General features: G+C 52.8%; 12 protein-coding genes. 11 read left to right on the top strand and 1 reads right to left on the bottom strand.

Annotation, left to right across the window (positions count from 1 at the left end; genetic code table 11):
- The first annotated feature begins 12 nt into the window (after nt 1–12).
- The 10 genes from DWX59_RS02820 to DWX59_RS02775 all read left to right on the top strand — a co-directional run bounded on the left by DWX59_RS02820 (nt 13) and on the right by DWX59_RS02775 (nt 10,743).
- Nucleotides 13–861: a hypothetical protein gene (locus DWX59_RS02820; protein ID WP_117556049.1), complete on the top strand. Its 849-nt coding sequence runs from the start codon at nt 13–15 to the stop codon at nt 859–861.
- 101 nt (nt 862–962) lie between these two features.
- On the top strand, nt 963–2,399 hold the full coding sequence (pyk, locus tag DWX59_RS02815; protein ID WP_117556047.1) for a pyruvate kinase: 1,437 nt from the start codon (nt 963–965) through the stop codon (nt 2,397–2,399).
- A 165-nt stretch (nt 2,400–2,564) separates the two neighbouring features.
- Entirely contained in the window at nt 2,565–3,833 is a 1,269-nt protein-coding gene (locus DWX59_RS02810; RefSeq protein ID WP_117556045.1) for a diaminopimelate decarboxylase, read from the top strand.
- A 185-nt stretch (nt 3,834–4,018) separates the two neighbouring features.
- Nucleotides 4,019–4,816 carry a pyrroline-5-carboxylate reductase gene (proC, locus tag DWX59_RS02805; RefSeq protein ID WP_117556043.1) on the top strand — a complete coding sequence of 266 codons (798 nt, stop codon included), beginning with the start codon at nt 4,019–4,021 and terminating at the stop codon, nt 4,814–4,816.
- Nucleotides 4,817–4,891: 75 nt separating this feature from the next.
- The gene (locus tag DWX59_RS02800) at nt 4,892–5,482 is read left to right on the top strand and encodes an NUDIX hydrolase (protein ID WP_117556041.1); all 591 of its coding nucleotides are present in this window, start codon (nt 4,892–4,894) and stop codon (nt 5,480–5,482) included.
- Between the two features lie 55 nt (nt 5,483–5,537).
- Entirely contained in the window at nt 5,538–6,080 is a 543-nt protein-coding gene (locus DWX59_RS02795; RefSeq protein ID WP_117556039.1) for a hypothetical protein, read from the top strand.
- Nucleotides 6,081–6,114: 34 nt separating this feature from the next.
- The gene (locus DWX59_RS02790; protein ID WP_117556037.1) at nt 6,115–7,521 is read left to right on the top strand and encodes a lipase family alpha/beta hydrolase; all 1,407 of its coding nucleotides are present in this window, start codon (nt 6,115–6,117) and stop codon (nt 7,519–7,521) included.
- A 219-nt stretch (nt 7,522–7,740) separates the two neighbouring features.
- Nucleotides 7,741–8,625, top strand: coding sequence for a site-specific tyrosine recombinase (locus tag DWX59_RS02785; RefSeq protein WP_117556035.1), 885 nt, complete (start codon nt 7,741–7,743; stop codon nt 8,623–8,625).
- Between the two features lie 190 nt (nt 8,626–8,815).
- Nucleotides 8,816–9,187, top strand: coding sequence for a BlaI/MecI/CopY family transcriptional regulator (locus tag DWX59_RS02780; protein WP_117556033.1), 372 nt, complete (start codon nt 8,816–8,818; stop codon nt 9,185–9,187).
- Nucleotides 9,184–10,743, top strand: a complete 1,560-nt coding sequence (locus DWX59_RS02775; protein WP_117556031.1) for a M56 family metallopeptidase — start codon at nt 9,184–9,186, stop codon at nt 10,741–10,743. The genes DWX59_RS02780 and DWX59_RS02775 overlap by 4 nt, the downstream gene beginning before the upstream one ends.
- 4 nt (nt 10,744–10,747) lie before the next feature.
- Here the strand turns inward: DWX59_RS02775 and DWX59_RS02770 are convergent, their stop codons facing one another.
- Entirely contained in the window at nt 10,748–11,830 is a 1,083-nt protein-coding gene (locus DWX59_RS02770; protein ID WP_117556029.1) for a ribonuclease H-like domain-containing protein, read from the bottom strand.
- Between the two features lie 200 nt (nt 11,831–12,030).
- Here DWX59_RS02770 and ruvA point away from each other — a divergent pair, with 200 nt between their 5' ends.
- Nucleotides 12,031–12,660, top strand: coding sequence for a Holliday junction branch migration protein RuvA (gene ruvA, locus DWX59_RS02765; RefSeq protein ID WP_117557209.1), 630 nt, complete (start codon nt 12,031–12,033; stop codon nt 12,658–12,660).
- Nucleotides 12,661–12,728: the final 68 nt, after the last annotated feature.

The raw sequence follows: 12,728 nt of genomic DNA, 5'->3' as shown, positions 1-12,728 counted from the left end.
AAAGGAGTATTCATGAATTTTCTAAAGAAGTTTGAGCAGAAAATGAACCGGTTTGCAATCGGCGGGATCATCAACTACGTATGCGCCATGCTGGCCATGGGCACGGTACTGTACCTTGTGGCGCCTGGTTTCCTGAATTACCTGATTTTAGACCCCATTGCCATCATGCATGGGCAGGTCTGGAGGATTTTGACCTTTTTTGTATATCCGCCTGCATTTACAGGAGGAAACCCCATGGGCTACATCCTGTTTAACGCCCTTGCCATCTACTGCATCCGTTCCTTTGGCATGATTGTGGAACAGGTATGGGGAAAGTTCCGTTTTAACTGCTACATCATACTGGGCGTGCTGCTGAACGTGGCTGCATCGCTGTTCATGTATCTGGTGGTAGGCTTCCCCATGGTGCTTACGCCTGTTTACCTGGTGTATTCCTTCTTTTTTGTATTTGCGCTCATGTTCCCGGATATGCAGGTCCTGCTGATGATGGTCCTTCCCCTGAAGGCCAAGTGGATTGCGTACGCCGAGGCAGCGGTTTATATCTATTATTTTGTTAAGGGCGACATATATACCAGGGTCCAGATATTTGTCTGCATCCTGCACATGTTCATCTTCTTTGGCTGGATGGTGCTGGCCGGGGAGACCAGTTACAAACAGAAAAAGCGCCAGAAGGATTTCCAGAAAAAGATTAAGCCCATGGTTTCCAACAAGACCGGCCATAAGTGCGCTGTGTGCGGCAGGACGGACAAGGACAGCCCGGGCATGGAATTCCGTTATTGTTCAAAATGTGAAGGCAGTTACGAATACTGCATGGATCATTTGTATACACATCAGCACGTGAAAAAGCCGGATTCCCCCCAATAGTATCATGAGCGCTGCATTGTGGAATCATTTACACAGACAGGCCTTAAGAACCGGCAGATCATTCACTTATCACACTGTACAACGTTTATGGAGGATTTAAAATGAAGAAGACCAAGATTATCTGTACCATGGGCCCCAATACCAATGACAGGAACGTCATGATGGAACTTGCTAAGAATGGTATGGATGTGGCGCGTTTCAACTTTTCCCACGGCGATTATGAGGAGCACCAGGGCCGCCTGGAATTGTTAAAGGAGGTCCGCAAGGAACTGGATATCCCTGTTGCGGCGCTCCTGGATACAAAAGGCCCTGAAATCCGTACCGGACAGCTGAAGGACGGCAGGAAGGTAACATTAAAGGAAGGCCAGACCTATACGCTGACCACCCGCCAACTGATTGGCGATGAGAATATAGGATACATCAATTACAGCGGACTGGGCGAGGATGTGGTACCAGGCAACAAAATCCTGATTGACGACGGCCTGATTGAAATGGACGTGATGGAGGTCAACGGCACGGATATTGTATGTAAGGTGATTAACGGCGGCGAGCTGGGGGAGAAAAAGGGCGTCAATGTACCCAATGTGAAGATTAAGCTTCCGGCCCTGACCGACAAGGATAAAGAAGACATCCGTTTTGGCATCAAGCAGGGATTTGATTTTATCGCGGCATCCTTTGTGCGTACCGCGGATTGTATCAGGGAAATCAAGGCAATGCTGGATGAGCAGGGTTCCAGCATGAAGGTGATTGCCAAGATTGAGAATGCGGAAGGCATTGAGAACCTGGACGCCATCATTGAGGAGGCGGACGGCATCATGGTTGCCCGCGGCGACATGGGCGTGGAGATTCCGGCTGAAAAGGTTCCCCATATCCAGAAGAAAATCATCCGCAAGTGTAACGAGGCATGCAAGATTGTTATTACGGCAACCCAGATGCTGGATTCCATGATCCGCAACCCAAGGCCTACCAGGGCAGAGGTGACGGATGTGGCCAACGCGGTTTATGACGGAACCGATGCAGTGATGCTTTCCGGGGAGACCGCCATGGGTAAGTATCCCGTTGAAGCCCTCAAGATGATGGTTTCCATTGCCGAGGAGTCAGAGTCCTATCTGGACTATGCCGCATACCGCCAGAGGAAGGTATCCAAGCAGAACATGAAGAATGTTTCCAACGCAGTTTGCTTTGCATCCGTATCCACCGCCCATGACCTGAGCGCAGATGTAATCATCGCGCCCAGCATCACCGGCTTTACCACCCAGATGCTTTCCAAGTGGAGGCCGGGGGCAAGGATCATCGGCATGTCCCCAAGCATGGCAACCGTACGCCAGATGCAGCTGCAGTGGGGTGTTGTGCCCATATGGTCACGCCGCGCTGAATCCACGGATGAACTGATTGAGAATTCCGCCCAGGAGCTTAAGGAAAGAGGTCTTGTGACCGAGGGCGAACTGGCAGTCATCACAGCAGGCGTGGTGACCTACGCAAGGCGCCACGAAGCAGCCACACAGACCAATATCATGCGTGTGATCAATATCGAGTAAAATAGTACTGGACAAAGGAGTCTGGCAGGTAGTACAATACGTTTCCATGATCCGTTGCATCATGGACGTTCCTTAATACAGCAAGGATGATTGTGCTTCCTGACAGACTTTTTGCATCTAAGGAACTGTGGCATTCACGCTCAAAAAGGGAAAGGAGTATAAAAAGTGGAGAAGAAACCATTTGTAACACTGAAACAGCTGAAAGAGATTGAGAAAACATACCCCACCCCCTTTTATCTTTACGATGAAAAGGGAATCAGGGAGAACGCGGCCAGGCTGAAGCAGGCATTTGCATGGAATAAGGGATATAAGGAGTATTTTGCAGTTAAGGCAACCCCCAATCCCTTTCTTTTAAACCTGTTAAAGGAAATGGGATGCGGCACGGACTGTTCTTCCATGACAGAGCTTATGATGTCAAAAGCATGCGGGTTTAAGGGACATGATATCATGTTCTCATCCAATGACACTCCGCCTGAGGAATTTGCATATGCTGAGAAGCTGGGAGCCATCATCAACCTGGACGACATAACCCATATTGAGTGCCTGGAGCAGACCCTGGGATATATCCCGGAGACCATCAGCTGCCGTTTTAATCCGGGCGGCGTGTTCAAGGTGAGCAATGACATCATGGACAATCCCGGGGATTCCAAATACGGGATGACCACAGAGCAGATGTTTCAGGCATTTAAGATACTGAAGGACAAGGGTGCGAAGCATTTTGGCATCCATGCCTTCCTGGCCAGCAACACGGTGACCCTGGAGTACTATCCCATGCTTGCAAAAATCCTCTTTGAACTGGCGGTAAGGCTCCAGGAGGAGACAGGGGCCCATGTGGAGTTCATCAATCTGTCCGGCGGCATCGGCATTCCCTACCGCCCGGACCAGGAACCCAACGATATACTGGCCATTGGGGACGGCGTGCGCAAGGTTTATGAGGAAGTCCTGGTACCCGCGGGCATGGATGACGTGGCAATCTGCACCGAGCTGGGACGTTTCATGATGGGACCCTACGGCGCCCTTATAACAAAGGCCATCCATGAAAAGCATACTCACAAGGAGTACGTGGGGGTGGATGCCTGCGCCGTGAACCTGATGCGTCCGGCCATGTACGGGGCATACCATCACGTAACGGTGATGGGGAAGGAGGACGGACCCTGCGACCACATGTACGACGTGGTCGGCTCCCTGTGCGAGAACAATGACAAGTTTGCCATTGACCGCATGCTGCCTGAGATATGCAAAGGCGACCTGCTGTTCATCCACGACACGGGCGCCCACGGCTTTGCCATGGGATATAACTACAACGGCAAGTTAAAGTCAGCAGAGCTGCTGTTAAAGCAGGACGGTTCCGTGGAAATGATACGGAGGGCAGAAACTCCTGAGGACTACTTTGCTACTTTTGATTTTTGTGATATACTCAAAGATATTGACTGATGAAAAACCCCGGCATGCAGCAATGCGCAGTCTGCCGGGGTTTTTGCCGGAAGCAGCGGCGCGGATCCTGCCGGGGTATTTACCGGAAGCACCAGCGCGCAGCCTGCCGGTTTTTTGCCGGTACCCGCGGCTTTGGCTTCGGGGAGCAAAAGGATACCAGCAGTTCATGATTAGGAGGATTGATAATGGCTAAGATCGGATTTATCGGAATGGGAAATATGGGAAGCGCCATCCTGAAGGGGCTTCTGAAGGTGTATGCGCCCCGGGACATGATGTTTACCGCGGCCCATCAGGAGAAGATGGACCAGGTCACATCTGAGACAAAGGTGGCCCACGCTGCCTCCAACCGGGAATGTGCGGCCCAGGTAAAGTATCTGGTCCTTGCGGTGAAGCCCCAGTATTTTGATGTGGTGTTTGAGGAGATAAAGGATGTGCTGACCAAAGACCAGGTAATCATCTCGCTGGCGCCCGGCATTTCCATACAGGATATCGGCGCAAGGCTTGGCGGCGGTGTGAGGGTGGTCAGGGCCATGCCCAACACACCGGCGCTTCTGGGAGAGGGCATGACCGGGGTTGCATACGAGGCCGGCATGTATTCAGATGAGGAAAAGGAGGAAATCAGCCTTATCTTCTCATCCTGCGGGCGTATGGAACTGGTGGAGGAGCGGCTGATGGATGCAGTGGGCTGTGTCAGCGGAAGTTCACCTGCCTTTGTGTATATGTTCATCGAGGCGCTGGCCGACAGCGGCGTGAAGTACGGCCTTCCCAGGAAGACCGCCTATGCCATGGCTGCCCAGACCGTTATGGGCAGCGCCAGGATGGTGCTGGAGACAGGAAAACATCCGGGGCAGCTAAAGGATGAGGTGTGTTCGCCGGGCGGCACCACCATTGCAGGTGTGTCGGCCCTGGAGGAGCATGGACTTCGCAGCGCTGTCATCAAGGCGGCGGATGCGTGTTATGAGAAGACCCAGCGCATGAAATAGGCGGTGAAACCGGGCCCGGATGCAGGGCCATAAGTAAATAAGATCATAATCGGATTAGGAAAGGATTGAACGACAATGGGAAACAAAGTTGAGAATGAAGGCATGCCCGTAGTGCGTCTGGACAGACAGCTTAAGTATGAGGGAAACATCCTTAAGATATATGAGGACACGGTCCTTGCCAACGGACACGAGGCAAAGTGGGACTTTATCCACCACGACGGGGCGGCGGCCGTCCTGCCGGTGACTGCAGACGGGAAGATCCTCATGGTGCGCCAGTACCGCAATGCGCTGAACCGTTTTACGCTGGAGATCCCGGCCGGCAAGCTGGATGATCCCGGTGAGCCCAAGGTGCTCTGTGCGTTCAGGGAACTGGAGGAGGAGACGGGGTTCAGGGTGGAGTCCATGGATAAGCTGGAATATCTGATGAGCCTTACCACCACCGTTGCATTCTGCGATGAGGCCATTGATATCTTCGTTGCCCATAACCTGATTCCGTCCCACCAGAACCTGGATGAGGACGAGGTCATCAATGTGGAGCCATGTGAACTTTCAGACCTGGAAGAGATGATTTACACAGGGAAGATCACGGACGGCAAAACAATTGCGGCCATCATGGCCTATGCAAGGAAATACCGCAGCGTGGATAAAAAGGACGACTTGGCATAATGCCCGCCTCCCCGGAATACAGTAGTTTAGAGATATTCATGGGGAGGATACGGGCTTGGGATTGAGACGGTTAAGGCTGGGCCTTGCAATGCTTACATATCAGGACTGGCTGCTGTTCTGCTTTGTGCTGGGGGTGCTGGGAGGGACGGCGGCAGCCCTGGCCTTCGGCGGCCCTGTGGTGCAGGGCTGTATCCTTGGGGCGGCAGGGACAGCGGGGGCCGGGAACCGGTATGGGGCCAAGGATTTCCTGGCTGTGTGGAAGCAGCGGGCGTTTGAGACCGGGGCCGGCTGGCTGGCCGGATTGACCGTGTGCAGCCAGATGCTGTTTGGTTTCCTGACCTTCTATGCAGGCATGTCCCTGGCCGTGGTGCTTTCAATCTGGACCATGAGGAAAGGGATCCTGGGCATTGCCGCGTTCCTGTGCAGCATGCTTCCCCACGGCATTGTCTACCTTCTGATATGGTATGTGCTTTCTGTCTGGTCGGGCCAGGCGCAGAAGAAACTCCATATCCTGCCCGGACTTTTGCTGGTAGCCATGTCGGGGGCAGGGGCGTTCCTGGAGATATGGGTATCTCCGCTGCTGTCAGGGCTCTTTTAAGTACATTTAGAGGAAAATGCAGGAGGACGTACGGATGAAGGAAAGGAAAAACGGACATACATATCTGAAACGGCTGTTTCTGGCGTTCTATATTCCTTTTGCAGTGAACATCCCGGTGGCTGCTTATGTCTGGCATATGGGAATATGGCCGGGCTTTCAGACCGTAAGCCCCCCGGGGCCGGCTGCCAGGAACCTGCTGCTGGTCATGACATTGGCGGTTACCTGGGTCATCTGGATGGTGTTCCAGATCATGCCAAAGAGGAAGGACGCCTATGCCTCCTGGAGGGTTACAATCATGGAGGGAGGCCGGTGCCTCTGCTATACCGCCATCTATGGCATCTTTGTCCAGGTCCTGGTCCTTTTAAAGGTATATCCCGGGTTGGGCCAGGGTCTGGTCCAAAAGAAAATCCTATGGGCCGGCGGGATTTATTCGGTTATCATGCTGCTGATCCTTCTCTGGAACGGGATCCTTCGCATATTCTTTACTTCCAGGCGCCTGAGGCTCAGGATGCGCGTCATCATGGTCCTGGCCATGTGGGTTCCGGTGGTGAACCTGCTGGTCCTTCTTCATGCCATGAGGCTGGTCCATGAGGAGTATGACTTTGAATGCTATAAGCAGTCGGTCCGCAGCGTGCGTGCAGAGTCGGACATGTGCAGGACCAGATATCCCCTTCTTCTGGTCCACGGCGTGGGCTTCAGGGACTTAAGGTATTTTAATTACTGGGGCAGGATCCCAAGGGAACTAGCCAGGTACGGGGCAGCAGTGTACTATGGGAACCAGGAGGCATTTGCCACCGTGGCCTATAATGCCGGGGATATCAGGAAGAAGATTGAAGGGATTGTGGAAGAGACAGGCTGCGGCAAGGTGAATATCATTGCCCACTCCAAAGGCGGGCTGGATTCACGTTACGCCATATCCAACCTGGGGGCAGCACCCATGGTGGCTTCCCTGACCACCATCAATACGCCCCACCGGGGATGCAGGTTCGTGGATTACGCATGCCGTCTGCCGGAAGGACTGTACCGGTTCATTGCCGGATGCTTTGACCGGTGGTTTGGCCGTTTCGGGGATTCCCATCCTGATTTTTACACTGCCACCCATCAGTTCAGTACGGATTTAAGCCGCCGGTTCAATGAAACCGTGCCGGATATGCCCGGGGTATTTTACCAGAGTTATACCTCCCTGATGAAGGACTGCCTAAGCGACCCGCTGCTGTGGCTTCCGTACCTGCTGATCCGGGCAGTGGACGGGGCCAGCGACGGCCTGGTGACGCCGGAGTCAGCCATGTGGGGAGAGTTCAGGGGGATTGTCACCAACAGGAAACACCGCGGTATTTCCCATGGGGACATGATTGATTTGAAGCGGGAGGACTACCGTGGCTTTGACGTGGTGGAATTTTACGTAAAACTGGTGGAAGAACTGAAACATAAAGGATTTTAAGGCATTGGGACATAAAAAGTTTTCGGCTGTTTTTACAAGATATTGACACGCCAAAATTCCCCCTTCCAACATATTGTATGTTTTATGTTAAGTAGCGTGAAATGGGGGTAAAAGTGGGAAAAATGTGTTTGATTTTATAAGAAAATGTGGATATAATGATAGTCAGCACACGGATTTTTCGTGATTTATGGTAGAAACGGGTAGGGGTAATATAAAGAGATGACGTCTGAGATAAAGAGTTTTGTGAGCTACCTTCGGGATGTGAGGCAAACTTCAAAAAATACAGAGATTTCCTATCAAAGGGACCTGCAGCAGCTGGCTGCCTTCCTGGAAGGGAAAGGGATTACGGATGTTGAGAAAGTGACCAGGACCAGTTTGAACTCCTATATCCTTTATTTGGAAAAGGAGGGCAAGGCCACAACAACGATTTCAAGGGAGCTTGCTTCCATCAAGGCATTTTTCAGTTATCTGTTCAGGGAAGGAATCATCCGCAGGGACCCGTCCGAACTTCTGAAAGCGCCTAAGATTGAGAAGAAAGCGCCTGTTATTTTGAGTGTCAATGAGGTCAATGCGCTCCTTGACCAGCCTGGAACATCATCGGCCAAGGAAATCCGGGACAAGGCTATGATGGAACTTCTGTATGCAACCGGTATCCGGGTGTCCGAGCTGATTGGGCTTGAACTGGCGGATCTGAATATGCAGATTGGCTATATTACCTGCCGGGACGGTGTGAAGGAGCGGCTGGTGCCCTTTGGCAAGACCGCCAGCCAGGCCATGGGCCTGTACCTGGAGCGGGGGCGCCGGGAGCTGTTAAAGGGCAAGGAATCCCCGTGGCTGTTCACCAACTGCAGCGGCAGGGCCATGAGCAGGCAGGGATTCTGGAAGATAATCAAGTATTATGGGGAGAAGGCCGGTATCCAGGCAGATATCACGCCCCATACGCTCCGCCATTCTTTTGCAGCCCATTTGATCCGCGGGGGAGCTGACATCCATGCGGTCCAGGCCATGCTTGGACATTCGGACTCCACTACCGCCCAGATGTACGCAGCTTATTCGGGGAATACGGTGAGGGAGAATTACAGGGCGGCGCTGCCGAGGAAGTGATGTTAAACACCTGCTGACGCAGCATAGCCATATGGAAAATAGAAAGCCTGAGGGATTCCTTTTAAAGGGATTCCTTTTTTTCGTCTATGTTAAAATAAAATGACTATCAAAATAGTCATTGACATGTTGTGACTACTGTGATAGTCTATAAGTGTGATAACTATTGCAATAGTCACTGAAAGGAGATTTTATGAAACTGAAACTATTCGACTCTGAACTGAAGGTAATGGAGACGCTGTGGAAACATGGGGACTGCACGGCCGGACAGATGGCAAAGCTTCTGAAGGAGGAGATTGGCTGGAACCGCAACACCACTTACACGGTCATTAAGAAGTGCATTGAGAAAGGCGCCATTGAGCGCTGCGAACCTAATTTCATGTGCAGGGCAGCGGTGAGGAGGGAAGAGATACAGGCAGCGGAGACAGAGGAGCTGATTGACCGTATGTTCGAAGGCTCAAAATCTAAATTTTTTGCCGCATTCCTTTCAGGCCAGTCCTTGTCAAAGGAGGAACTGGAGGAGCTTAAGCAGGTGTTAAGGCAGGCGGGACAGGAGGAAGCATGAGATTATTAGAGATGAGCGTTTCGGCCGGAATCCTGATCCTGGCAATCCTGATCCTGCGCCGGGCAGGAAGAAGGCTGTTCCCGGCACGGTTCCTGTACCTTATGTGGTTTGTTGTCCTGGCCAGGCTGCTGCTTCCCCTTGAACTGCCTGTGCAGCTGCCGTCCATGGGGCCTGAGGCTGCCTGGGCGGATGAGGGGCAGATGTTGTTTATCCAGGAGCCGGCCCCTGACGCGGGTGCGTATGGGCTGTCTGGGACGGGGACGGACGCGCTGTTCGGGAAGATTGTATTTCTGGTCTGGCTGGATGTCTGCCTTGGGCTGCTGCTTTTCTTTGCATGGTCCTATATCAGACAGGCAAGGTATCTGAACGAATCCTTACCCCTGCCGGACCGGGGATACCTGGGGCAGTGGAAAGAAGCGCATCCCCGGCGCCGCGGCGTGGGATTCCTGGTCTATGACAGGATAACAAGCCCGGTCACCTATGGCATATGGAATCCCAGGATTATATTTCCAAAGGATATGGACCTGGAGGATGCCCGGTCCCTGGACCATATCCTGCGCCATGAATATGTACATATCAGAAGGCATGATAATCTGTGGAAGATGGTGGCTTTGACAGCCGCATGCATACATTGGTTTAACCCTCTTGTCTGGGTGATGTGGCATTGTTTTAACCGGGACATGGAGCTGGCATGCGACCAGGAAGCAGTGCTGGGGATGGACAGGAACGGACGGCTGGCTTACGCCATGACCCTGCTGCGGTATTCGGAGAAGAATCATAAGGTTTCATTATTATACAATGGTTTTGGGAAAAGTTCTGTTAAAGAAAGGATAATGATACTTATGAAAAATGATAAACGGACCAGGATAGGAATGGTTTGCAGCATATTGGTGTTTACCATGTCAATGACCGTGTTTGCCTCCACAGGCAGGACATCTGCAGGGGAGGCAAACACCGGGTCCCTGGGCACAGAGGGCAAAAGTCCGGCCAGGATATTGGCTGGGACGCCGCAGTTTAAGGAATACGAGGCGCTGGGAATGAGTTACAGTCCCGAACTGGACCGCATTTTCTATGACACCTGGGGCGTTGGGTACTTCCTGGATGATTATGGGGACGGTACCAACAGGATGGACGACCTGGCCGGAAGCCTGTGCCTGGAAGCGGTGCGGGATGAAAGCGGGAACCTGGCCGGATTCCGGGAAACAGGGGAAACCGATTTCCTGAAACAGGCTACGGACGCGGAGCGCAGCATGGCTTCCTTAAGGGGATACATAAAGGAGTATGGCCCTTATGGCATGGCTTATGACACCCGGACCGGTTACCTGTCCTTCCATGGGAAGCTGGTGGAGGCAATCCGTGACACCTCGGGATGCGGAATTTATGTAAATGGCGCAATGACCCGGATGGATGATACCATCGGCCTTCTGGTGGAGAGGGATGGGAATGGCGCGGTCGTGGATATGAAGGAGGTGCCTGCACAGGAAATGTCAGGAATCCTCAGCCAGCAGATAGGCGTGTACAGGGCAGGGGACGGCTGGAGGGGGGATGGGGACTGAGGCTTCAGTCCTGCTTCCTGCTCACGTAATCCAGTATCTGCCGCGCATAGGAATCCGCTGCCTCCTGACCGGCCAACAGGTCGGGGCTGTATTCCACATAGTCCAGCAGGCCCTTATAATCCTCCTTCAGCGCAGGGGCCCACAGCGGGCCGAACTGAGGCAGGAACAGGCCGCATTTCCTGGTATAACAGGTGCGGGCAGTGGCTTTCCTGCGGGCGTCCTTGTCCACGTATCCGCCCACGCTTTTGTGGATGGCCGTATCTTCCATGGGAAGATAATAATAATCCTTATAATTAGGATAGAAGAATTTAAGTTCCCCCTGATACAGGGAAATGTTGCAGGTAAGGGTGTCCCGGTGCAGCTCCATGCTCACCGGGGCACTGTCATATTCCAGGGGAACAGGGATGGAATACGGGTTCTTCCAGGTCAGGCTGAGGAATGGATTGGAACCGCAGACCTCCTGGGACTCCAGGGTGAAGGGGGACTTAAACATATCCGCATAATTCAGTATGGGAAGGATGGAGGGCATGCCCTTTAGGTCGTCCTCATTGTGCAGGATCAGCAGGTCATATAAAAAGGATTCATGGCACATCAGATAGTCCCTGTAAACCTGGATCAGTTCCCCGCCCGAGCATTTATCTTCCCTGGACACGCCCAGGAACCGTTCAATGGATTTCTGCTTCATGTTCTCAAGGCCCAGCAGTTTTCGGTAGGGCTTTATTTTTTTGTAGATATCCAGGCTTATGATGGAATCAAAATCATAATTAAGCCCCAGACGGCGGCAGCATTTCAGCAGATAAGGGATGTCGAAGCCGTCCCCGTTAAAATGCACCAGGATGCGGAACCGCTTCATGAAGGTAAAGAAGCTTTCCAGCAGCTGGGCTTCCGATTCCCTTGTGTCGGCAAACCACTGGATTAATTTCCAGCCAAAGCCGTCATGATAGGTACATCCAATCAGGTAGAGCTGGGATGTGTCCCCGGAAAAACCAGTGGTTTCTATGTCAAAAAACAAAAGATCCTTCAGGGCGCCGATGCGCTCCAGGGGATATGTATCGGGAAGGTCAACGGGATGTTTGATGGTAATCATGCAGGTCACTCCTTTTATCATGGCAGTATGTGTTTGTACACCCGTTAGTTTAGCCTATATCGGGCTTTGGCGCAAGTGCCTGAAACAGAATATTTGTTCGACCTGCTTGCATTGGGTTAAGCGGTATGTTATGATGGATGGCAGGTAATGATGAAGGAGCGCGGGCCATCAGCGCTTCACGGAAAGAATGGGAACAGTTTATGATTTCGTATGTAAAAGGGCCCCTTATGGGCATTGATGAGGATAGTATCATAGTGGAGGCAGGCAATGTGGGACTGGCAATCCGCGTGCCTGCATCCCTGCAGCCGGAGCTGCCCCGGCTGGGGGAGGAAGTGACGATTTACACTTATTTCCAGGTAAGGGAGGATGCCATGACCTTGTACGGTTTCCTTCACAGCCAGGACCGGGACATGTTCAGGCAGCTGATCGGGGTCAATGGAATCGGGCCAAAGGGTGCCCTTGGTATCCTGTCCGTGCTCAGGCCGGATGATTTGCGGCTGGCCATTGTGAGCGAGGATGTAAAGGCATTGGCCAAGGCGCCCGGAATCGGCAATAAGACAGCCCAGCGCCTGATCCTGGACCTGAAGGACAAGATATCCATGGACGATGTATTAGGCAGTATGGCCCTTTCCGGGGACAGCGGCATGGGCCCATCGGCCCCGTCCATGGCGGGCCTTGCCGAGGCTGCAAAGGAAGCCGTCCAGGCGCTGGTGGCCCTGGGATATACCAACACAGAGGCCTCCAGGGCCGTGAAGCAGGTGGAAGTGGCAGATGGCATGACATCCGAGGATGTGCTTAAGGCATCCTTAAAGCATCTGTCCTTCCTGTAGGGGCATCAGGGACGGGTCCTCCCACGGCGAGGCATCCGTGGGGCCAAACAGCAATTTTAAGACACGCC

It is taken from the genome of Enterocloster aldenensis, assembly GCF_003434055.1.
Classification (GTDB): domain Bacteria; phylum Bacillota; class Clostridia; order Lachnospirales; family Lachnospiraceae; genus Enterocloster; species Enterocloster aldenensis.
The sequence above is the reverse complement of the archived record's forward strand: the minus strand, read 5'-3'. Positions and strand labels throughout refer to the sequence as shown.